Source organism: Acetobacter pasteurianus subsp. pasteurianus LMG 1262 = NBRC 106471 (assembly GCF_000285275.1).
Lineage (GTDB): Bacteria > Pseudomonadota > Alphaproteobacteria > Acetobacterales > Acetobacteraceae > Acetobacter > Acetobacter pasteurianus.
The window spans coordinates 111,431-134,717 of record NZ_CADO01000016.1; the positions used below are offsets into that span (position 1 = coordinate 111,431).

The 23,287-nt window shown below is 54.6% G+C and carries 19 protein-coding genes and 2 tRNA genes; 11 read left to right on the forward strand and 10 right to left on the reverse strand.

What is annotated here, in order from left to right; genetic code table 11:
• Window positions 1-17 precede the first annotated feature (17 nt).
• The 5 genes from APA10_RS05150 to APA10_RS05170 all read right to left on the reverse strand — a co-directional run bounded on the left by APA10_RS05150 (window position 18) and on the right by APA10_RS05170 (window position 10,539).
• Window positions 18-1,385, reverse strand: coding sequence for an ABC1 kinase family protein (locus APA10_RS05150; RefSeq protein WP_003623213.1), 1,368 nt, complete (start codon window positions 1,383-1,385; stop codon window positions 18-20).
• Between the two features lie 2 nt (window positions 1,386-1,387).
• Entirely contained in the window at window positions 1,388-3,325 is a 1,938-nt protein-coding gene (locus tag APA10_RS05155; protein ID WP_003628600.1) for a M3 family oligoendopeptidase, read from the reverse strand.
• 61 nt (window positions 3,326-3,386) lie between these two features.
• Window positions 3,387-7,943 carry a glutamate synthase large subunit gene (gene gltB / locus APA10_RS05160; RefSeq protein WP_003628601.1) on the reverse strand — a complete coding sequence of 1,519 codons (4,557 nt, stop codon included), beginning with the start codon at window positions 7,941-7,943 and terminating at the stop codon, window positions 3,387-3,389.
• The gene (locus tag APA10_RS05165; RefSeq protein ID WP_035365538.1) at window positions 7,943-9,391 is read right to left on the reverse strand and encodes an NAD(P)-dependent oxidoreductase; all 1,449 of its coding nucleotides are present in this window, start codon (window positions 9,389-9,391) and stop codon (window positions 7,943-7,945) included. The genes gltB and APA10_RS05165 overlap by 1 nt, the downstream gene beginning before the upstream one ends.
• A 194-nt stretch (window positions 9,392-9,585) precedes the next feature.
• Window positions 9,586-10,539, reverse strand: a complete 954-nt coding sequence (locus APA10_RS05170; RefSeq protein ID WP_003628603.1) for a complex I NDUFA9 subunit family protein — start codon at window positions 10,537-10,539, stop codon at window positions 9,586-9,588.
• A gap of 181 nt (window positions 10,540-10,720) precedes the next feature.
• Between APA10_RS05170 and APA10_RS05175 the strand changes: the two genes are divergently transcribed.
• Window positions 10,721-10,807, forward strand: a tRNA-Leu gene (locus tag APA10_RS05175).
• A gap of 140 nt (window positions 10,808-10,947) precedes the next feature.
• Window positions 10,948-11,886: a DMT family transporter gene (locus APA10_RS05180; RefSeq protein WP_003628605.1), complete on the forward strand. Its 939-nt coding sequence runs from the start codon at window positions 10,948-10,950 to the stop codon at window positions 11,884-11,886.
• Here the strand turns inward: APA10_RS05180 and APA10_RS05185 are convergent.
• Window positions 11,850-12,749, reverse strand: a complete 900-nt coding sequence (locus tag APA10_RS05185; protein WP_003628606.1) for an N-acetylmuramoyl-L-alanine amidase family protein — start codon at window positions 12,747-12,749, stop codon at window positions 11,850-11,852. The genes APA10_RS05180 and APA10_RS05185 overlap by 37 nt on opposite strands.
• A gap of 493 nt (window positions 12,750-13,242) precedes the next feature.
• Here APA10_RS05185 and APA10_RS05190 point away from each other — a divergent pair, with 493 nt between their 5' ends.
• The 9 genes from APA10_RS05190 to APA10_RS05230 all read left to right on the forward strand — a co-directional run bounded on the left by APA10_RS05190 (window position 13,243) and on the right by APA10_RS05230 (window position 21,578).
• Window positions 13,243-16,089 (forward strand): Rne/Rng family ribonuclease, encoded by a 2,847-nt coding sequence (locus APA10_RS05190; RefSeq protein ID WP_456303894.1) that lies wholly within the window; start codon window positions 13,243-13,245, stop codon window positions 16,087-16,089.
• Between the two features lie 175 nt (window positions 16,090-16,264).
• Window positions 16,265-16,996 (forward strand): ATP phosphoribosyltransferase, encoded by a 732-nt coding sequence (gene hisG, locus APA10_RS05195; protein ID WP_003623223.1) that lies wholly within the window; start codon window positions 16,265-16,267, stop codon window positions 16,994-16,996.
• A gap of 14 nt (window positions 16,997-17,010) precedes the next feature.
• Window positions 17,011-18,324 carry a histidinol dehydrogenase gene (hisD, locus tag APA10_RS05200; protein ID WP_003628609.1) on the forward strand — a complete coding sequence of 438 codons (1,314 nt, stop codon included), beginning with the start codon at window positions 17,011-17,013 and terminating at the stop codon, window positions 18,322-18,324.
• A gap of 74 nt (window positions 18,325-18,398) precedes the next feature.
• Window positions 18,399-18,617 (forward strand): translation initiation factor IF-1, encoded by a 219-nt coding sequence (gene infA, locus APA10_RS05205; RefSeq protein WP_003623225.1) that lies wholly within the window; start codon window positions 18,399-18,401, stop codon window positions 18,615-18,617.
• Between the two features lie 4 nt (window positions 18,618-18,621).
• A complete protein-coding gene (locus APA10_RS05210) occupies window positions 18,622-19,254 on the forward strand; it encodes a Maf family protein (RefSeq protein WP_003628610.1) in 633 nt (210 codons plus the stop codon).
• Entirely contained in the window at window positions 19,251-20,336 is a 1,086-nt protein-coding gene (locus tag APA10_RS05215; protein ID WP_003628611.1) for a ribonuclease E/G, read from the forward strand. The genes APA10_RS05210 and APA10_RS05215 overlap by 4 nt, the downstream gene beginning before the upstream one ends.
• Window positions 20,333-20,518 (forward strand): DNA gyrase inhibitor YacG, encoded by a 186-nt coding sequence (locus tag APA10_RS05220; protein WP_003628614.1) that lies wholly within the window; start codon window positions 20,333-20,335, stop codon window positions 20,516-20,518. The genes APA10_RS05215 and APA10_RS05220 overlap by 4 nt, the downstream gene beginning before the upstream one ends.
• Before the next feature lie 55 nt (window positions 20,519-20,573).
• Window positions 20,574-20,649 (forward strand) — tRNA-Phe (locus APA10_RS05225).
• Window positions 20,650-21,032: 383 nt separating this feature from the next.
• Window positions 21,033-21,578, forward strand: coding sequence for a hypothetical protein (locus tag APA10_RS05230; RefSeq protein ID WP_124326533.1), 546 nt, complete (start codon window positions 21,033-21,035; stop codon window positions 21,576-21,578).
• A 211-nt stretch (window positions 21,579-21,789) separates the two neighbouring features.
• On the opposite strand, the gene APA10_RS05235 is transcribed toward APA10_RS05230, so the two are convergent.
• From APA10_RS05235 to APA10_RS05250, 4 genes are all read right to left on the reverse strand, one after another.
• A complete protein-coding gene (locus tag APA10_RS05235; RefSeq protein ID WP_035365562.1) occupies window positions 21,790-21,999 on the reverse strand; it encodes a hypothetical protein in 210 nt (69 codons plus the stop codon).
• A 78-nt stretch (window positions 22,000-22,077) separates the two neighbouring features.
• Entirely contained in the window at window positions 22,078-22,770 is a 693-nt protein-coding gene (locus tag APA10_RS05240) for a hypothetical protein (RefSeq protein ID WP_035365544.1), read from the reverse strand.
• Between the two features lie 64 nt (window positions 22,771-22,834).
• Window positions 22,835-22,993, reverse strand: a complete 159-nt coding sequence (locus APA10_RS05245; protein ID WP_162096951.1) for a hypothetical protein — start codon at window positions 22,991-22,993, stop codon at window positions 22,835-22,837.
• Between the two features lie 41 nt (window positions 22,994-23,034).
• Window positions 23,035-23,287: lysozyme (locus tag APA10_RS05250; RefSeq protein WP_035367350.1), on the reverse strand; the 253-nt coding region annotated here is incomplete at its 5' end.

A 23,287-nucleotide genomic window follows, 5' to 3' on the forward strand; every position in this document is an offset into this window, starting at 1 on the left:
CCCAGCCAAGATATCTTTTATCGGGAAGCAGGCTGCGTTTCTGGTGGGAAATGTGCAGCCTTAACGGCTGCCAGCTGGCGCTGTGCCAAAGCCTGCTCATCAAAATCCTGCACGATTTCATGGAACAGCTGATACCAGTTCATCTTAACCTTCAGCCGCATGAATACAGACCCCAGCCCAAGGGCTGAACGATCAACCAGCACAAATTCACGCGGCAGACGCACACCACCGGCTTTTTGCAGCCCATCATGCACCTTGGACAGAATCTCCCGCCCAAGGGCCGGGTTATTGTCATCCTGAATGTAGCGTTCTTCATCCACCATCAGCGGGGCATATAACAGTCCTGCCCATTCGTTCAGAACGGCTACTTTCTCACGCGTCAGGTCACGGAATCCCCATGCTTCATAAGCATGAGCGGCCATGTCCATATCCTTGTTACGGAGCGCGTAATAGAGGTCTATATTCCCCTTGATGAACGAAGGCTGGAAAATACGAATAGCCCCAAAATCCAGCAGGTTCAGGCCGGCATCTTCCCGCATGGTGAAGTTGCCCATGTGCGGGTCACCGTGCACCACGCCATACTGATACAGTGGCACATACCAAGCGCGGAACAGCGCGCGCGCAATGCGTTTTTTCTGTTCCTCTGTCAGACCGGCCTTGATGGCTGCATTGAGGTTCTGCCCCTGCACCCATTCCATCGTCAGCAGCCGCTGCGTGCAAAGTTCATCTATTGGCAAGGGCACCGTAACTTCGGGGCAATCTGCCAGCACGGAGTGATAGAGGCGCATATTGGCGGCCTCATGCCGGTAATCCAGCTCTTCCCGCAGGCGTTCAGAAAGCTCTTCCACCACATCATCCTGCCGGATGGCATTATCCAGCTTGTGGTAAACCCCAATAGCCATACGGAACTGGCGCAGATCGGCCTCAACAGCCGCCTTCATATCCGGATACTGCAACTTACAGGCTACGCGTCGGCCATCGGCCAACACTGCCTGATGCACCTGCCCAAGGCTGGCAGCCGCAGCGGCTTCCCGCCCGAAGGAGCGGAAATTCTTTTCCCACCCCGCGCCAAGTTCCGCCGTCATGCGGCGACGCACGAAGCTCCACCCCATTGGTGGCGCGTTGGACTGGAGCTGCGCCAACTCATCGGCATATTCATCGGGCAATGCGCCGGGAATAGTGGCCAGAAGCTGCGCTGCCTTCATGAGCGGGCCTTTTAGCCCACCCAGCATGGATTTAAGATCTTCTGCGTGAGAAGCCCCTCCAGAGCGCAGGCCTATCTTGTTGCCTGCCAGCCGGGCTGCAATGCCACCAACGGTTCCGGTTGTTTGCACCATACGGCGCAGTTCACCAAAAACGCCGGTATTATCCATATCTCGCGCCATAATCAGCCCTGCTCCAACTGGTCAATAAAGCCGGAAATCACATCCAGCCCCTTGCGCCAGAAACCCGGATCAGATGCATCCAGCCCAAATGGGGCCAGCAGTTCCTTGTGGCGGAAGGTGCCGCCTGCTTCCAGCATGGCAATATATTTATCCTGGAAACCCGGCGCGCCTTCACTAAACACCTGATATAGCGCGTTCACCAAGCAATCTCCGAATGCATAGGCATATACATAGAACGGAGAATGGATGAAGTGCGGAATATAAGCCCAGAACACATCGTATTCCGGTGTAAAGTTAAAGGCCGGGCCAAGGCTTTCTGTCTGCACACTGCGCCAGATAGCGCCAATCTGTTCAGGCAGCAGCTCACCCTTTTTACGGGCATCGTGCACGCGGGTTTCAAATTCATAAAATGCAATCTGGCGCACCACGGTGTTGAGCATATCCTCAACCTTGGCGGCCAGTAGCAGACGGCGGCGCTGCGGATCTTTTTCTGCATCCAGTAGAGACTGGAATGTCAGCATCTCGCCAAACACACTGGCCGTTTCAGCCAATGTCAGCGGCGTGTCGGACATGAAGTAGCCCTGCTTTGCCGCCAGAACCTGATGCACACCATGGCCCAGCTCATGCGCCAGTGTCATGACATCCCGGATACGGCCATGATAGTTCAGCAGGATGTAAGGATGTGCTGAAGGCACAGTAGGATGCGCAAATGCGCCGGGAGATTTACCCGGTGCCGGCGGCACATCAATCCACGGGTTCGTCAGGAAAGTGTTGATGACCTTGCCCATACGTGGGTCAAACCCATCATACGCCTTTTGCACAATGTTCTTGGCTTCAGACCACGGAATCAGCTTGTCATCATTGCCGGGCAGCGGGGCATTGCGGTCCCAGTGCTCCAACTTGTCCAATCCCATCCACTTAGCTTTTAGAGCATAATAGCGGTGGGAAAGACGCGGATAATCAGCCCGCACGGCAGAAACAAGCGCATCCACCACCTCATCTTCCACCATGTTGGAAAGATTGCGCGATGAGGTTGGCCGCGCGAAATGCCGTAGGTTATCCGAAATGGATTTATCCTTGGCCAGCGTGTTGGTGATAAGCGCAAACAGGCGGACATTTTTTTCAAACACGTCGCCTACGGCTTTACCTGCCTGCTCTCGCGTGGCCCGATTTGTATCGGACAAACGGTTGAGTGCATCCCCTACCGTAATTTCCTGCCCATCCAGCGTAACGCGCAGGGCTGCAATGGTTTCATCAAACAGGCGGCACCATGCCTGCCCACCGGTGACGGATTTTTCCAGCAAAACCTTTTCCACATCATCAGAAAGCTGATGCGGGCGATACATGCGGATATCACGCAGGTAAGGCTGCCAATGCGCCAGTGCGGGATCTTTCAGCTTTTCCTGAAGATCCGTTTCTTCCAGCCGGTTCAGTTCCAGCGTGAAAAACAGCAGATGGGTGGAAATGGCCGTCAACCGTTCATTGATGGACTGGCTGAACTGGCTGATGGAAGCATCTGAAGAATCGGCCGCAAACAGCAGGGAGGCGTAAGAGCCTGCCTTGCCCAGCATTTCCTCAATAACTTCAAAGGTTGCAATGGCGTCTGCCAGTTCCTTGCCGGAAAGGCTGCCGATTTTGCCCTGATACTGTTTGGCAAAATCCTGTGCCTTTTTTTCTGCTTCAGCCAGATCAGCATGCAGCTTCGGATCATCCATCCCCGCGTAAAGGGCTGAAAGATCCCAACGCGGAAGAGAGGCCGCCCCCTGCCCTGCAGGTGTGTTGGCAACGGTACCGGCTTGTGTTGCAAAAACCGGAAACGAATGTGAACGGAGGGAATGCGCTGTGTGTTCCATATTGAACACTTTACAGTGCATTTCTGCTGGAAGCGAGAGGCCGTGAACACAAGCGCGGTTCACATGCACAACAGATATGAAAAACAAATGGGCGGAAGGTTGCCCCTCTGCCCATCTGCTTATGTCAGCTTACAATCGGCCCTATGGTTCAGGCTGTTTTTTCCAACTGCTGTTCTGGCACCGTAAAGCCGATAATACGGGCGTAATCCTTGGGAACAACGTGCCAGAAGTGCGGCAGAACCTCATCCCATTTATGCAGCAACATGCTGGCATAAGCAGAACCTGTTTCTTCCACATGCCGTTCAACAAGCCCGCGCAGCATCTGCTCCCATTTAGGTTCAGTGACACGCACCCATAGCAAGGATTCGGGGTTTACCCGGCTGTCAAACACATTGTCCTTATCCAACACAAAGGCCATGCCACCGGTAAAGCCCGCGCCAAAGTTATCACCCACATCATCCAGCACCACTACGGTGCCGCCAGTCATGTATTCACACCCGTTGGAACCACAGCCTTCTACAACTGCGGTTGCGCCAGAGTTACGCACGGCAAAGCGCTCACCCGCCTGCCCTGCGGCATACAGTTCACCCGCAGTAGCCCCATACAGAACCGTGTTACCAATAATGGCGTTCTTGTTGGATACCAACGTGGAGGACGGAGAAGGACGCACCGTAATGGTTGCGCCAGAAAGCCCTTTGCCCACGTAATCGTTGGCATCGCCCAGAACTTCCAGCTTGAGCCCCTGCACGGCAAATGCCCCCAGAGACTGACCGGCAGAACCACGCAGACGCACCGTAAGATGCCCCGGCGCCAGTGTTTTCATGCCAAACTGACGCACGATCAGAGAGGAAATGCGCGTGCCAATGGCGCGCTGGGTGTTCTGCACATTGTAGTGCAGCTGCATTTTCTCACCGTGGTCGAACAGCGGCTTGGCATCGCCAATCATCTGCGCATCCAGCGTATCCGGCACTTCGTTCCGGCCATCCAGTGTGCAGTAACGGGCAAACGGCCCCGGATCTGCCTGAGACAGCAGGGAGTTCAGATCCAGATCATCTAGATAATCATCCCCACGAGAAACCTGCCGTAGCAGGTCTGTGCGCCCGATAATTTCATCCAGAGAGCGGAAGCCCAGCGAAGCCAGAATATTCCGCACATCCTCTGCAATGAAGGAGAACAGGTTGATGACCTTTTCGGGCGTGCCTTCAAACTTGGCGCGCATTTTGGGGTCCTGCGAACACACGCCTACCGGGCAGGTATTGGAATGGCACTGGCGCACCATAATGCAGCCCATGGCCACAAGGCTGGCTGTGCCAATACCAAATTCCTCAGCCCCAAGCATGGCAGCAATCACCACATCACGCCCGGTTTTGATGCCACCATCGGCCCGCAAACGCACACGGTGGCGCAGGCGGTTCAGCATAAGCACCTGATGCGTTTCTGCCAGCCCAAGCTCCCACGGCAGGCCCGCATATTTAATGGAGCTCAGCGGACTTGCGCCCGTGCCACCACAATGGCCGGAAATCAGAATGGCATCAGCTTTTGCCTTGGCCACACCGGCTGCAATGGTGCCAATACCGGAACGTGCCACCAGTTTAACGGTAACCGTTGCTTCCGGGTTAATCTGCTTCAGATCGTAAATCAGCTGCGCCAGATCTTCGATCGAATAGATATCATGATGCGGCGGCGGAGAAATCAGCGTCACACCCGGAGTTGCATGGCGCAACTTGGCAATCAGCTCCGTAACCTTAAAGCCCGGAAGCTGCCCACCTTCACCCGGTTTAGCACCCTGTGCCACCTTAATTTCCAGCTCACGGCAATCGTTCAGATACTGCGCCGTAACACCAAATCGGCCAGATGCCACCTGCTTGATGGCGGAGGATGCGTTATCCCCATTCGGGCGTGGCTTGGCACGTGCCGGATCTTCCCCACCCTCACCAGAATCGGACTTTGCGCCGATGCGATTCATGGCGATGGAAAGCGTTTCGTGCGCTTCCGGGCTGAGCGCGCCCAAGGAAATTGCCGGAGAAATCAGGCGTTTACGCAGCTGCGTAATGCTTTCCACTTCTTCCACCGGAATAGGCGTGCGCCCATCACGGAAGTCCAGCAGATCACGCAGGGCTACAGGCGGCTGAGCATGTACGGCATCTGCATAACGCTGGTAGATGGTGAAGCTGCCAGTGGCCACTGCAGTTTGCAGCATATGAATAAGGCCACCATCAAACGCGTGCTGCTCTCCACTCCGGCGCAGCTTGTAAAGGCCGCCTACCGGCAAAGTGAGCGTGTTTGTTGCAGCCCATGCGCGTTCGTGCAGTTGCAGCACGTTACGTGCAATACCGGAAAGGCCAATACCGGAAATACGTGAAGGCATGCCCGGGAAGAATTCTGCCGTAAGCGCGCGGGAAAGACCCACAGCCTCAAAATTACAGCCGCCACGATAAGATGCCACGATGGAAATACCCATCTTGGACATGATCTTGAGCAGGCCTTTATCTACCGCTTTACGGTAGCGTTCCATGCACTCACGCAGGCTCATCTGCCCAAACAGGCCACGGCGATGCCGGTCTGCAATGCTTTCCTGCGCCAGATAGGGGTTAACCGTGGTGGCACCCACGCCAATTGTCACTGCAATGGCGTGCACATCCAGCGCCGTCGCTGTGCGCACGTTCAAAGACGTAAATGTGCGCAAGGATGTGCGCACCAGATGCGTATGCACAGCACCTGTCGCCAAAATCATGGGGATGGATGCACGTTCGGCAGACTGATCTTCATCTGTCAGGAACACGTGGGTGCATCCACCACGTACGCCTTCTTCTGCCTCACGCCGGATACGGGCGATGGCTTCACGCAGGCCAGCTTCCCCATCCTTGGCGGGGAATGTGCAGTCAATCACGCAACCAGACGCACCCGTGAAATTGCGCAGCCCTTCATATTCACCAGATGTCAGCACCGGGCTGGGCAACTGGAGCATGTCACACTGTTCGGGCGACTGATCCAGAATATTACCCAGATTGCCCAGCCGCGTTGTCAGGCTCATGACACGGGATTCGCGCAGGGAATCGATTGGCGGATTGGTGACCTGGCTGAACATCTGCCGGAAATAGTGCGCCAACCCACGATACCGCGGAGAAAGCACAGTCAGCGGCGTATCATCACCCATGGAGCCAATGGCTTCACTGGCGGTAGATACCATTGGGTGCAGAATGGCTTCCAGTTCTTCCAGCGTGCTGCCCACAGCCAACTGGCGGCGGCGCAGTTCTTCACCTTCGTAATAAACTGGTTCTGTCACATCCGAACGGACGATATGGCCAATTTTTTGGGTGCGTTTGATCCAGCTGGAAAAATCCTGCCGTGCAGCAAGCAGATCAAGCAGTTCGGTATTACCGTACAACTTGGCTTCCTGAAGATCGACACCGATCATCTCACCCGGACCAAGGCGGCCACGGCTGACAATGGCGTTTTCAGGCACGCGCACCATGCCGGTTTCAGAACCGACAATCAGCAGATTATCGGTTGTGACCGTATAACGCAGCGGGCGCAGGCCTGAGCGATCCAGCCCGGCCACAACCCAGCGGCCATCTGTGGCGCACAGTGCTGCGGGGCCATCCCACGGTTCCATAACGGCGTTGCAATACGTGAACATGTCACGATGCGCGGGCTTCATGGAGGAATTGCCACCCACACTTGCCGGGATCATCAGCGCCTTGGCAAACGGAGCATCACGCCCTGCAAAAGTCAGCAGTTCGTAAACGTTATCCAGCGTTGCGGTATCGGACCCACCAGCCTGCACCAGCGGCTTGATATCTGCCATCCACGGATCAAGATCTGGGTGAGAAAGCCGTGTTTCATGGCTTTTCATCCAGTTGATGTTGCCCGAAATGGTGTTGATTTCACCATTATGCGCAAGGCGACGGAATGGTTGTGCCAGCTTCCATGTGGGGAAGGTGTTGGTGGAATAACGCTGGTGATAAATAGCAAAGCGGCTGACAAAGCGTTCATCCAGCAGATCCGGATAAAACTCTGTCAGATGCTCGGCAAGGAACATACCTTTATAGATAACAGACCGGCATGACAGCGAACAGATATACAGATCAACCTGCGCGGCAATGGCGGCTTTTTCTATCCGGCGACGGATCACATACAGATCACGCTCAAACTCCTCTTCCCCTTTATTGGGAAGATTGCGGATAAGAATCTGCTCAATTTCCGGGCGCGTTGCGTTGGCTTTTTCACCAATGCAGGACGTATCAATCGGCACCTGACGCCAGCCGTAAATGCCGTAGCCAAACGCCAGAATCTGGGTTTCGATAATCTGGCGGCACTGTTCCTGCGCAGCCAGATCGGTTTTGGGCAGAAACACCTGCCCTACCGCAATCCGGCTTTCATCCGGCCGATCACCCGTGCTGGTAATGGCATCTGCAAAAAATTCCTGCGGAATTTCTACATGAATACCCGCGCCATCGCCCGTCTTGCCATCGGCATCCACTGCGCCACGGTGCCAGATGGCTTTCAGCGCGGCAATACCAGCTTCAACCACTTCACGCCGGCGCTTGCCATCCAGTGCGGCCACAAGGCCCACACCGCAGGAATCGCGCTCATCAGCGGGGTCGTACAGCCCATCCAGCGCGGCCACGTTGGCATCCCACGCTTTCAGAAATTCCTCGCCACTTTCAGCGGAAACGGTGTTGGGAAACTGTTCCATATCCATTAGCCCTGCTCCGCCTTGGCGGTAGCCGTTACATTTTCCTGAATCCATTGGTGCATACAGGCCGCTGCATCGCGTCCATCACGAATGGCCCACACAACCAGACTGGCCCCACGCACAATATCCCCTGCGGCAAACACGCCCGGCAGAGATGTCATGAAATCTTTCTGACCAACCTTGAGCGTACCCCAACGGGATACGGCCAGATCCTTCTGCCCCCACAGTTGCGGCAGCGGTTCCGGGTCAAACCCAAGAGCCTTGATAACCAGATCTGCATCCAGCGTGAAAGAAGACCCTTCCAACGGTTCGACCGACTGGCGGCCTGTGGCATCTGGCAGGCCCAGCTTCATCCGCACGGCGCGCACGCCAGAAACATGGCCTTCACCCAAAAAGGCTTCGGGCGCTGCCAGCCATTCAAACTGCACGCCTTCTTCTTCCGCATTTTTTACTTCACGGGCAGAACCGGGCATGTTGGCTTTATCGCGCCGATACAGGCATTTCACGGATTTTGCGCCTTGGCGAATAGCCGTGCGCACGCAGTCCATTGCGGTATCACCACCGCCCAGAACCACCACGTTTTTGCCTGCTCCATCCAATGCCTGCGCTTCTGGCGGCAAAGTATCGCCCAAAGAACGCCGGTTAGAAGCCGTTAGGTAATCCAACGCCTTTTCAATACCTGCCAGCCCAACACCGGGGCCGCCGATTTCGCGCGATTTATAAACACCGGTTGCAATCAGAACAGCATCATGGCGGCTGCGCAAATCTGCAAAAGACAGCTCGCCCTCACCATCCCCAATGCCTTGGCCTAGATGAAAGACCACGCCGCCTTCTTCCAGCAACTTATGGCGGCGCGCCACAATATGTTTTTCCAGCTTAAAGCCGGGAATACCGTAAACCAGCAGACCGCCTACCCGATCATACCGATCATACACATGCACTTTATAACCTTGCGCACGCAGCTGATCTGCCGCTGCCAAACCAGCCGGGCCAGCACCAATAATGGCAACAGACTGGCTGCGCTCCAGCACCGGGCTAACGGGTTTAACCCAACCTCTTTCAAACGCGGTATCGGTAATGTAGCGTTCTACCGCACCAATGGTCACGCTTTCGAAACCCGGTTCGATAACGCAGTTGCCCTCACACAGCCGATCCTGCGGGCAAATACGACCACAGATTTCTGGGAAGGTATTGGTGGCGGAGGATACGCCATAGGCTTCTTCCAACCGCCCCTGTGCTGTCAGCATCAGCCAATCAGGAATATTGTTGCCAAGTGGGCAGTGCACCGAACAGAACGGCACACCGCACTGCGAACACCGGCTGGCCTGCTCTGTGGCTTCTGGTGTTGCGAAGTCCTTATAAATTTCATCAAAATCTGTCCGCCGCGCTGTAGCCGCGCGCTTGTCTGGCTGCTTTTGCGGCACAGAGACAAATTGAAGCATCTTGGTCGTCATGTGGCATCCCCGGAGAAAGGGCGCGCCAGACAGACTCCGCCCCTAAACTTTGCTGGGGCTAACGTGCTTGTTCTCTGTAAATATAAAAAGACAGCAATACTTACCTTTTTATATTTTTCACCATATCGAAACCTAAATTCATCCAATCGGTCAGATAAAAAGGTAACTTTTCGGACCTTTTTATCTCCAACCCATTATACAGGAACGGATATGTCTTTTTGGCCTTCACCACTCCTAAACCGCGCCAAGTAAGACGGCACAATAGCCTCCACGCTTTGCGGCACTATACCCAACGCCTCAAACCCGGATCTTCCTGTCGGCACAACATTATCAGATGCCAACATCCGCAGCTGATCCTGCGTCAGAAAATGCCCCGGCAGCCGTTCTAAAATCATAGCCTGCAATTTTGCCACTACCGATGGCACAATAAAAACGGGCTTATGCCGCTGCGTTACGCGCAACACAAAACGGGCAATATCCAGCATGGTCATTTCCTGCGGACCGCCTAACAAAAATTCCTTTCCCGCGAAGGCAGAAGACTGTGCAACCATGAATATTGCCTGCGCCACATCTCCCACATACACAGGCTGTAAGCGCGCATGCGCGCTGTAAACCGGCAAACACGGCAAATACCGCGCAAGACCCGCAAACATGTTAAAGAAATGATCTTCCGGCCCGAAAATAACCGAAGGCCGTATAATCACCGCATCCGGCCGATATTGGCGCACAATTTTCTCACCTGCGGCGCGACTTTTACCATACTCTGAAAGAGCTGTTTCCGATGCTCCGAGTGCGGACATCTGCACAAACACAGGCACATTTGCTTCTGCAGCTATACGAGCCACGCGCCCTGCACCTTCTACATTCACCGCCTGGAGCGTTTGCTGCTTTACAGAAGTTAAAACAGCCACAAGGTTGATCACCACATCCGCACCCTGCACGGCACAGGCTATGGAGGCATCATCCAGAACAGATGCATAAAAAGGCGCAATCTGCCCCACACGCCCCAACGCCCGTAAACGCGCCGTTAAATCTGGCCGGCGGCTGGCCACACGCACCTCATACCCAGCACGCGCCAGATTTTGCACCACATAACGCCCTACAAACCCGCCACCACCCAATACGGTTGCAATTTTACGCGCGCTCATAAGTCACCCTCGTTTTCCCGGTTTACCAAGCATTTTGTGCATTGTGAGCCATTCCATCCGCCCACACCAGAGAGGTAAATGACACAAATCTGTCAGAAAAATCATTTTCCCTGTTGACGCCCCCATCACAGCGGGGTAAACGCCTCTTCACCAGCCGGGAACACTCCTGGTTGCCATTTGAGCCCAGATGGCGGAATTGGTAGACGCGCAGGTTTCAGGTACCTGTGGCCGCAAGGTCGTGGAAGTTCGAGTCTTCTTCTGGGCACCAAATATCATATATAGCTTATATGATATTTTCTTCTCCCTAAATGGTAAATATAAAGAATTGAGTGTTCAATTCAGCCTTCGGGCTGTTTATGACACCTCTTTATTCTTTTCACTTACGCGCCATTAGGCAGAGCAAAACACATGAAACTTAGCCCGCCCACCAAGGGCCTGCTGCTGTCTTTATTGGGGTTTGCAGCTTTCTCCATAAGTGATGCTTTTTCCAAACTGCTTACCGGCAGGCTCAACCCATTTGAGGTTGCCTTTTCTGGTGGGGTTTTTGGGCTGCTACTGGTTCCGTTTGTTAAAACACGCGGTCAATCCTGGCTGAACATTCTGCCCATTCAAAAACCGGGCATGTGGTGGATTCGGGCTGTCGCAACATTTATTGCCACAGCCGCCAGCGTAGAATCCTTCATGCTTCTGTCCATGCCAGAAGCACTCTCGCTGATGTTCCTGATGCCCTTTATCGCCACTATTCTTTCTGTGGTGGCTCTTAAGGAAAAAGTGTCACCTTGGGGGTGGGTTGCTGTGGCAATCGGGTTTGCAGGCGTTCTCATCGTGCTTCGCCCCGGTGTGCGGCCACTTCATTTTGGGCATGCTTGCGCATTAGCCGCCGCTATTGCCAGTGCTGTAAACGTTATTGCTTACCGGGTGGCCGGTACGGGCACGACAAAACTGGGCGTGCTTGGCTCCAGCCTGGCCGGACCGCTACTGGGAGATGGTCTTCTGGCCCTCCCCAACTTTACATGGCCCGATACGGTTACAGATTGGGGAAATCTGTTTGGCTATGGGTTTCTGGCCGCCCTCGGTCAGTTACTTATTATGTTGGCAGCTACCCTTACCCCCGCCAGCCGTGTTGCGTTGCCTCAATATACCCAAATGGTTTGGGCGGTGCTGTTCAGTTACACGCTGTTCCATGAACCGTTGGATAAATGGACAATCATTGGCGTAACAGTTGTTACACTATCGGGCATGCTGGATTGGTTCCGCAAGCACCTGCTAATCCTTAAGCAGCGCCGCCTTGCCCGTAAGCAGGCGAGGCTTCAGCCTGCCAACCCTACCCCGGCTGACGCAAAATAACGATTAACGGCGTCTCGCATGGCCCCGGCCACCATGGCCCGGTGGCCTGCCTGACGCAACGCGGCCTCATCCATCCGGTTTGACATAAAGCCCATTTCAACCAGAACCGAGGGAATTTGGGCAGACTTCAACACCGCAAAAGCCGCATGCCTATGTGGGTGCGGCAACAACAACACCCGAGAATTGAAAGCCGACACCACAGCCTGCGCCATATGGGCTGACCCTTTACGAGTTTCCTCCGTTACCAAACTGGCAAGAATCTGCTGTACCTCTGGCGATGCACTATGCACCATTGGTCCACCATATCGGTCTGCGCTGTTTTCAGTCTTGGCCAAATCTGCTGTCTGGCTGTCTGATGCACCGTGCGAATGGGTATAAACACTTGCGCCACGCACCTGCGGGCTGTGCAAAGCATCTGCATGCATGGAAATGAAAAGCGATGCACCATGCTGCTGCGCCAACTCCACCCGGCCATCCAGCGGCACAAAATGGTCTCCGGCACGCGTCATGGCTACGCGGTAACGGCCTGTTGCCAACAATTGCCGCTTCAATTCCTGCGCGGCTGCTTCTGCTACATGCTTTTCATATGTACCGGTGTACCCAATGGCGCCTGGGTCTTTACCTCCATGCCCGGGGTCTAGCATCACAAGCGGCACAGCAGGCCGTGCTTTGCCAATAATGGCCGGAGCAGCCAGCTTATGTGTCGTTGCCTGTTTACTTGCAGCCCAAACATTTACAGGCACACTTGCAGCAACAAGTCCGCCACCACCCAAATACAGCAGGCCGGAACGGCGCGTTACGCCCTTCTGCACCGCTGCAGAAGTAACAGTTTTGCCGTCCATCTTGTCTGCCTGAAAAGCCATTAAAGTGCTCCTGTTCACTTTATGCCAAAGTGTGCACTGAAAATGACAGAAAAAAGGTGTATCGGCACCCTAAAACAGTGTTTGTTACGAATGGCTTGCGATTTATAGTTATTTGAGCCATGTTCACACAGCGTGGCACAAGGGTAGAAATGCCCGTCATGCGCTTTTTCCGCTCCGTCCATGCCGTGAACGGGGGCCGCCGGTTACATAAAATACCGCGCCCGCACGCATAAAGATCAGGAGCAGAAAACACTGACTGAAGGATACATGACCATCGCCCGCCCCACCCCTTTGCTGAAAACAGCCAGACCGCAGGCCGTACCATGCCTGATGGATGCTGATACAGGGGCAGTTGTGGAAACTTTGTACGCCTTCCAATTTTTATCGCACGCCTGTTTATATCCGCCGGAAGAGCCCCTGCTCCGTCGTGCCATGCCATTTACGCGGCAGCACCACACAGGCTGGCCACCGGCGCACCGGAGTTTTTCTTTTTATGTCAAAGCGTATGCTGATCGACGCAACACACGCGGAAGAAACGCGCGTTGTTGTGATGGACGGAAATCGGCTTGAAGATTACGATGTTGAATCTGCTGCCAAAAAGCAGCTTAAAGGGAACATCTACCTTGCCCGCGTTGTTCGCGTAGAGCCAAGCCTACAGGCCGCCTTTGTAGAATATGGCGGCAACCGCCACGGCTTTCTGGCTTTTAGCGAAATCCATCCTGATTACTATCAGATCCCGGTTTCTGACCGCGAAAAGCTTCTCGCTCTACAGGCTGAAGAAGAAGCTCTGCTGGAAAACGCCGAAAACGGCGCTGATGAAGATGATGCATCTGACAATGCAGAAGCTCAGGCATCTGACACGGAGCAGGACACAGAAGCCTCTGACACCTCTGCTCAGAGTGAAGATGAAGGGTCTGAACGGGAAGAACGTTCTGCCAATAAGCAGGATGCCCCTGACTATGTAGGCGGCGAAACGGATACGGGTGAAGAAGCCCTTATTCAGAAACGCATTGCCCGATTCCTGCGCAACTATCGCATTCAGGAAGTTATCCGCCGCCGCCAGGTGCTGCTGGTGCAGGTGGTTAAGGAAGAACGTGGCAACAAGGGCGCAGCCCTGACCACCTATGTTTCTCTGGCTGGCCGCTATTGTGTGCTTATGCCCAATGCCCTGCGCGGTGGTGGCGTTTCACGCAAGATTACGTCCGTGGCAGACCGCCGCCGCCTGCGGGATATTGTTTCCGATCTTAACCTGCCCCGCGGCATGGCCATGATTGTGCGCACAGCAGGTGCCCAGCGCCCCGGCCCGGAAATTACGCGAGACTGCGAATATCTGCTCCATCTATGGGATGATATCCGTGAACATACGCTGCAATCCGTTGCACCTGCGCTGATTTACGAAGAAGCAAGCTTGGTAAAACGCGCTATCCGCGATGTTTACACCCGCGAGATCAGCGAAATTGTGGTGGATGGGGAAAACGGCTGGAAGGCCGCGCGGGACTTCATGCGGATGCTGATGCCTCAGCACGCAGAAAAAGTCCGGTTGTGGAACAAGGAAAACCAGCCCCTGTTCACACACTACCACGTGGAAGGGCATCTGGATGCCATGTTCTCCCCCGTGGTATCTCTGCGCTCTGGCGGTTATCTGGTGATCAACCAGACAGAAGCCTTGGTTGCCATTGACGTCAACTCCGGCAAAGCCACCAGCCAGCGTAATATTGAGGAAACAGCCTTCCGCACCAATCAGGAAGCGGCAGATGAAGTGGCCCGCCAACTGCGCTTGCGTGATCTGGCTGGGCTGATTGTGATCGACTTCATTGATATGGAGTCTCGCCGTCACAATTCCATGATCGAACGCCGCCTGAAAGATGCCCTGCGGCATGATCGGGCACGTATCCAGATTGGCTCCATCTCCCACTTCGGGTTGCTGGAAATGTCGCGCCAGCGGCTGCGGCCATCTGTGGCAGAAGCTGCCTTCATGCCCTGCCCGCACTGTAATGGCACAGGCATGATGCGCAGCATTGAAAGCTCCGCCCTGCATGTTCTGCGCGCAGTGGAAGAAGAAGGCGCACGCCGCCGTTCTTCCGCCATTACCGTGCATGTTGCTGCGGATATTGCTTTCTATATCCTGAACAACAAGCGGGACTGGCTGACCCAGATTGAACAGCGCCACCAGATGGAAGTGCTGTTTGCTGCAGACAACACACTGCCTGCTCCGGAAGTTCGGATTGAACGTCGCCAGCATGCACGTCCACCACGGATTCAGCCGCCATTGCCGCCGGTTGAAAACATTGTGGCTGATGAAGTTATTGCGGCCGCACCCGAAATTCCGGCGGCAGAACCTTCTGCCATTCAGGAAACGGTCGATAATTCGGATGAGCCACGCCGTCGCCGTCGCCGTCGTCGCCGTCGGCGGAGTGATCAGGATATCAATCAGGCTCCCGCAACACAGACGCAGTCTGATGCCATCACGCCGGACGCAAATGAAGCCGCACCAATGGCAGCTTCTGAAAATGCAGTAGAACCTGTTGCAGAAGCGGATGCAGAAACCAATCTGGTGCCGGGTCGGCGTAGAACCCGCCGCTCCCGCGTGCGCAAACCGGCTGAAACGCGCACAGAAATCCACGTAGATATTGAAGAAGGCCCTGCGCCACGGCCCACTATGCCAGCATGGGAAGGTCCAACACCGGCCAACCCATTTGGCGGTGCGCCAGATATTTTCGAGCTACTGGAAAACACGGCGCGCCAACAGGTTGCCGAAGTTGCGCCTGAACCAAAAGCGGCAAACGTGCAGGAAGAAACCGCAATCGTGGCTGTTGAAGTAACGAAAACGGAAGAGGTTGCACCTCAGCCTGTTGCTGCCACAACTGAAGAACCAGAAAAAACGGAGGAAGCGCCTAAACCACGCCGCCGCCGCACACGTAAGAAGGTAGAACCCGCAGCAGAAGAAAATGCCGAACAGGCTGAAGCTCCTGTAGCAGCACCGGCAGATGAAGCTGTCTCGGCTGAAGCAGAACCGCCTAAAAAGCCTGTACGCCGTCGCACAACCCGCCGCAAAACAGCGGCAAAGGATGAGACTGCGGAAACAGCAGAAACTTCCACAGCGGAAACAGCCGAGGAAAAGCCGAAGAAAACAACACGTCGGCGCACCACGCGTAAAAAGGCAGAACCCGCACCTGCTACGGAAGCTGCCAGCGAAAGCGAAACTGTAGCGGCTCCTGCACCTAAAGAAGCCGCAACCGAGGCTTCTGATAAACAAACAGAAGAAGCTATTGTTCAGCCTATCGTGATCGAAGATAGCCCGCCGGCAACGCGCAGACGTACCGGTTGGTGGAAGAAGTAAATCACACCACGTCTCTACCAGATTTAAAGGGCTTTCTCCTTTAGATCTGGTGGGTGGCCATATCTGCCAGAAGCAAACGGATGGCAGATGTGGCCACTACATATTTTTCTTCTGCTGCGCCTTGTGGTAGGAGTGCAGGCCTAATTTGACACGCCTTGCCTCCGCCGGAGTTTTCATGAACCATCCCCGCCCTGCCCATCAGACCGAAACATCTTTCGGCACGGAAGATAACGGGCGTATTGTTCTGGCTCTCCCCAAAGGCCGTATCCTCAAAGCTGTGTCCCCCCTCATGTCTGGCACAGGCATGGCCCCTGCCCCGGAATGTCTGGGCGGAGATAGCCGCAAACTGCGCTTTCCCACGCAGGACCCACAGGTTGATGTGGTGCGCGTGCGCTCGTTTGATGTTGCCACCTTTGTTGCCAGCGGTGGTGCTCAGGTTGGCGTTTGCGGCGCTGATGTGCTGATGGAATTCGATTACCCCGAAATTTATGCTCCGCTGGATCTGGGTATTGGTGCTTGCCGCATTTCTGTCGCGCAGCCTGCCCACCTTCCGCATGATCCGCAGGAATGGAAGCGGTGGTCCGAAGTGCGCGTGGCCACCAAATACCCAGCTATCACACGCCGGTTTTTTGCAGCGCGGGGTATAAACGCCACCATCGTGCATTTGCACGGCGCCATGGAACTGGCCCCCATGCTTGGGCTTTCCCGTTTGATTGTAGATCTGGTGGATACGGGCTCTACCCTTAAAGCCAATGGCTTGAAGGAAGTGGAAACCATCGCTCAGGTGACCAGCCGCGTTATTGTTAACCGCACGGCCCTTAAAACCCGTCCGGAACAGATTGACCGCATTCTCTCCCGCTTTCGCACGGCGCTTGCAGCATCCTCGCCCGTTGCGGAAAATGTGTAAGGCAAACGCATTCCATGAAACGGCTTGATACGCGCGAACCGAATTTTGAAACCGACTTTACCGCTCTTCTTTCCAACCGTGAGGAGCAAGGGCAGGAAGTTCATAAACCGGTTGCAGATATTTTGGCTGCCGTGCGCAAAGAGGGCGATGCCGCACTTTGCGCCTTTACGGAACGCTTTGACCGCCTGCCCCTTACAGCTGAACAGCTTGCTTTTACAGCAGAGGAAATTGAGCAGGCACGTGCAAAAGTAAGCCCGGAGCTGCTGGAAGCACTGGATGTTGCGGCACAGCGTATCGAGTCCTTCCATAAAAACCAGCTGCCGGCTGATATCCGTTACACAGATGATGTGGGCATGACACTGGGCCTGCGCTGGATTCCGCTGGATGCTGTTGGCCTGTATGTGCCCGGTGGCAAAGCAGCGTATCCCTCTTCCGTGTTGATGAATGCCATTCCGGCCAAGGTTGCTGGAGTGAAGCGTTTGGCCATGTGTGTGCCGACTCCTGATGGCGTGATTAACCCGTTGGTATTAGCTGCTGCACACCGGGCAGGTGTGACAGAAATCTACCGTGTGGGTGGCGCACAAGCTGTGGGCGCCATGGCCTATGGCACACAAACCATCCGCCCGGTTGACCGTATTGTTGGCCCGGGCAACGCGTACGTAGCCGAAGCCAAGCGTCAGGTTTTTGGATATGTGGGCATAGACAGCATTGCTGGCCCATCTGATGTGGTGGTGATTGCCGATTCGAATACGAATCCGCGCCTGATTGCTCTGGATCTACTGGCTCAGGCTGAGCATGATGAATGTGCGCAGGCTACGCTTATCACCCCAGATGCTGCGTTTGCAGACACCGTTATTGAAGCTGTAGAAGCTGAACTGCGCGTGCTCTCCCGCGCAGCTATTGCCGGCGCAAGCTGGACCCGTAACGGGGCAGTGCTGGTCTGCCGCGATATGCAGGAAGCCGTGGAACTGGCAAACCGGCTAGCCCCGGAACATCTGGAACTGATGGTGGATGACCCGGAAAGCCTGTTTGCCCATGTGCGCCATGCCGGAGCTGCTTTTCTGGGCCGTTTCTGCCCAGAAGCCATTGGAGATTACGTAGGTGGTCCCAACCATGTGCTGCCAACTTCGCGCACAGCACGTTTTGCTTCTGGCCTGTCTGTTTTTGACTTCATGAAGCGCACGACATTCTTATCCGGCGGACCTGATGCCCTCCGCCAGATTGGGCCTGCTGCTGTGGCACTGGCTCAGGCCGAAGGGCTGGAAGCCCATGCGCTTAGCGTTTCCGCCAGACTGGATATGCTGGCAGCCTCAACACCTAATGCTTGACCATAGGCTGCCGCTCACCCATATCTGCTCACCAAGATTGACCTTTAACGGCTCTGAAACATACGAAGGATGCAATGTCTAAAGAAGACATGATTGAATTTAGCGGCACGGTAACTGAACTGCTGCCTAATGCCATGTTCCGCGTAAAGCTGGACAATGAACACGTTATTCTGGCGCATACCAGCGGCAAAATGCGTAAGAACCGTATTCGCGTTCTAGCGGGTGACCGCGTGAATGTTGAAATGACACCTTACGACCTTTCCAAGGGTCGCATTACGTTCCGCTTCAAATAAAGCCGTGACAGTTTCCGGCCAGCAGAACTCCGTTAAAGGGGAGACACCTCTCCTTGTACTGGCATCTGCTTCGCCCCGGCGGGTAGATCTGCTGCGCCAGATTGGCGTAGTGCCTGACCGCATTGTTCCGGCTGATATTGACGAAACACCTGCAAAACATGAACTTCCCCGTGCTTATGCGCGCCGTATGGCGTTAGAAAAAGCACGTGCTGTGGCTGCCTCCGTAACTGAACCCGCATTAATTCTTGCAGCGGATACAGTGGTTACGTTGGGGCGGCGTATTCTGCCCAAAGCCGAAAATCGCGAAACAGCGCAATTCTGTCTGGAGCGTCTTTCTGGCAGACGGCACACGGTCATCACATCAGTTGCTGTTATACCTAGCTCCAGTTGGCCACAAGGCAAAGCAGCGGAACGACTGGTAGAAACAGCAGTTACGTTTAACCGCCTTACGCCCCATCAAATCAATGCGTTGTTGGATGCAGGTGATTGGAAAGGCAAAGCTGGTGGATATGCCCTGCAAGGCCATGCCGCCGGCTTTATTCGTTTTCTATCTGGCAGTAGCTCTGCTGTTATCGGTTTACCGCTATTTGAAACAGCCCAGCTTTTACGCGGGCAACCCGGACACTGGCTGGCGTGATTGAGTATTTGCGCGTTGCCACCTTTCCGGGTGAAATGCGTCTTGCGGTCACCCAAGATGATACATTGCTGGATTACGCACTCTGGCGGCCAGCTGCTCCCGATCTTATTGGTAATATCTATGTTGCCCGCGTAGCGGCGCAAGCTGCCTTTATGGGCGGAGCTTTTGTTGATCTGGGTCAGGGCTTACAGGGCTTTCTGTCTGATCAGAAAGCTGTATCCGCTCTTACGGAAGGCCAAAGCATAACGGTTTGCGTTTCTCGCGCAGCACAAGGTGGCAAGGGCGTGCGTGTACGCATGCTGGAGCCTTCTGCACAAGGTAAGGATATTGGCCTTGTAACTTCTGGTCCAACACCATTGGAGCGGCTGGCGCGCCAATGGCCCAATGCGACCATTGTAGTAGATACTCCGCAGGCAGCAGCCCTTGTGCCGCCCATCCTACGCTCAAGACGAGAACCCGGGTTTACGCCCACGCCGCCAGAAATTACGGCAGCATGTCATGCTCTGGAAGACAGCACTGTAGAACTGCCCGGCAATATGCAGGCGACCATTACCCCAACTCCTGCTCTTACTGCCATTGATATGGATGCCCCACCTGTTGCGGGTTCCCGCCCCAAGCAGACCGCACAATTTGCAGCAAACCGTGATGCGCTGCCTGAGCTTTTGCACCAAATTCGCCTGCGCAATCTTTCTGGCGCCATCGTCATCGACCCGGCAGGCATGGCCATGCGCAAGCGTCAGGCCTTGCAGGATGTTGTGCAGGCGGCCTTGCAGGCAGACCCACTTCGCCCACGCTGCCTTGGTGTAAGCGCTTTAGGGCTGATTGAAATTGTACGCCCGCGTATTCACCCTTCCCTTCCAGAGCTTCTAAACTCCCCCCATGGGCATGCGCTTAAGGCGCTCCGTACCATCTTGGCAGAAGCCCCTACCGCAACCATCTTACGCGGCAGTATCCCTCTTATTCGGGCGCTAGAGCAGGACCCACAGGCTGTAGCAGACTGTGTGCAGCTCCGCGGCAAACCTTTGGCCCTAAAGGCTGACCCTGCTTTGCCTGATTTTTTCTGGACGGTTCAGGACGCATGACTTCTAAACCCGCTAAATGCCCCGTATGCGGCAAACCTGCACAAGCAGAATTCCGCCCTTTTTGCTCAAAACGCTGCGCAGATGTGGATCTGGGCCGCTGGTTTTCTGGCGACTATCGTATTCCAGGCGCCCCTGCTCCGATTGAAAATGATGAAAAAGCTGAAAGAAATGACGAAAGGTGACTTGATCTCCTGCAGAGAGTGAGATACATGCTCTCTCACGCCGCGAGGCTGCGGTGCCCAAGTAGCTCAGTTGGTAGAGCATGCGACTGAAAATCGCAGTGTCGGTGGTTCGATCCCGCCCTTGGGCACCATTTAGGCGCAGAAAACTGCCATTTCCCATATAATTTGGTGTAATTTGGTGTAGTCACGTTTTAGTGACTGGATTTCTGTATCTAGTTCGCAACGCATACCAGACTTCATGTTTTCCCTTACGCGGATTACTTCTCATTTTTTTTCGTCACATATATAGACGCACGATTGTTAAAAATATTTGAGGAACTACCCCATGACTACAAACGTTATAGATTTAAAGAATGGGGTATCAGCAACTGATTCGCGTTGGTCGTATCAATCTTCTGAATTTATTATATTCATCGATAATGTTGGATTTGAAAAAATTGTTTAAGCAAACGGTTTTGCTTTCACTTTCGCTGGAAATGGTAAATTAATTCAAGATTGGAAAACATGGATCAATATGGGACGAGGTGGATACCCTCCTGTTGATCCGTTAATTTTTGGACAACCTTCTATAGCTGTCAGCATCGTCAATATGAAAACAAATGCGGTGGTTATGGACTGGGGAATTTCTATACGCTTTCCAGAAGCCATGTTCGCAGGAACTGGAGCTAGTCAGGCTAGCGTCTGCTGGAAACAAAATTGTGACGCGATGAAAGCTGTTAATAGTGCCATGGCTGTAGATAAATTTAGCGGCGGCATGGTTAAGCATCTTGTTTTCGGATGCGGTTCGAATAATCTGTCTGAAACAGCAACGATCGCAGATGTCGGTCGACTGTTAGGGACAAGGGGGACTGTAATGTATACAAACAAGCCTAAAATGATCCCAATTAGTGAAGCAGTTGCCAATGACCTAAATGTATCTTCAGCCGTTGGTAAACTAAGTACTGGCGAGCATGTCCCCACCGCTCCGTGTGACGCTATGTACAGTTCATGGTCTGATGAAGATAAAGAAAAAATGCAGGCGGCTTTGCGGGAGATATTCCCTGAAAAATTCAATCAATAATCTGGGTTTCCTGCTCTGTCCTCGTCATAGAGAAAGATTTACTACTTAGCTAACAGTAGGTTTTGGGCTGCCATTGGCAGCCCAAAATGTTTTATCCAGCCTGCACCGCCCCCTTAATAATCTGGGTTTCCTGCTCTGTCCTCGTCATAGAGAAAGATTTACTACTTAGCTAACAGTAGGTTTTGGGCTGCCATTGGCAGCCCAAAATGTTTTATCCAGCCTGCACAGCCGCATTAGCGGCATCGAGCTGCTTTTCAGCAAAGGCCCATTCATCCGCCGTGGGTGCGCGGCCTTCCTTCAGCGGCTTCAGCAGTGCGGAAATATCTTCCACAATCACCGGGCCGTTTTCGACAAGAGCTTCAACCGCAGCAATAGCAATGCTTGCATAATTCATGATGGTTTTTCCTTGGTTTTCCGCCATTTCTAGCAGGTAATAAAAAAGGGCATCGGTAATACCGACACCCATGGGGGGATCATTTTCGTGAGGTCAGGAAAATGATTACTTGCTGGCAGGCAGCAGCTTCCGGGCTGCGTCCAAGGCATCCTGTGCTGCTTCAACTGCGGCTTCTGGCAGCGGATCACCCTTCGCCGCGGCGTCATCGAGCGGCTTGATCTGGTCATGCGCGGTCTGGAAAGCCGGTTTCAACTTTGCCACCACAGCCGGATCTGCGGCCGGGTTCTTTTCATAGTCAGCCGCCAGCTGGGCTGCGGCGGCGTAAGACAGGCTTAGGCCGTAAACAGACTGCTGGCGCTGCACTAGCCGGTCAGATCCGCACGCCATCAGGCTGGTGCCAACCAGACCAAGCAGCATGACGCCTGCTACCGCAGAAGCCGCGCTGCTTTTCTTGGATGCTGTTTCAGCAGTGGAAGTGGCAATGGCAGATGTTGCAGCCGCCAGAATGGTGCTGGCTGGCACGGCATCGGCAATCACCTTTGCAGCCGTAGGGCCAATGTCCTTATGGGCTGCCACAGCATTCAGCGCCTTTTCCAGATCCGCCTTATTGGCCAGAAGTGCTGCAATAATGCCGCTGTTATCACTGCCCAGCAGAGGCAATGCAGCAATCAGCATGGCCGCAGAGCCACCGGCCGGAATCACGTTAAACCATGTGGCCACCAGATCCCCCAGAATAAGGGACAGGGCAAACAGCGTGGTGGGCTGGCGCAGATATGCGCTGATACGGGACAAGTTCATGGATCTACCTTTCGGGCACGCTGTGCATGCCCTGTGTGTGTGAAATATCGGGATGGTGGGCTGTTCAGCCCTGTGCGCCGCGCAGGCTTACGGGCAGCGTGTTGATGTCCACGTCTTCCACCAGAAGGGCTTGGCCATTGCGGGGTGCCGGAATGCACAGGCCGCGTTTTTCCAGCCGCTCTGCAATCAGATCAGCCAGCCGGTTCAGTTCGCGTTCAGTCATGAACATGATGTCGCTTTCAGTAAGAATTTTCAGGAATCGGATCAGCTGGCCCACAGCTGCCATTCGGCACGCCGCCGCAGCGTCAGGCCGGCCACGGTGATCAACTGGCCGTTGCGGTGCATGTGGTTCCACAGCAGCAACTGATTGCGGGCGGCATTCCCCTGCCCTGCGTTCAGCAGCTTCAGCAGTGTGGATCCCGCCAGTGCGGGCAATCCGAGGTTGTAGGTAAAGTCCAACAGCGCGGCCTGCTGGCCGGGTGTCAGCGGCACACGCACCAGCCGCAGGATCTGCGGT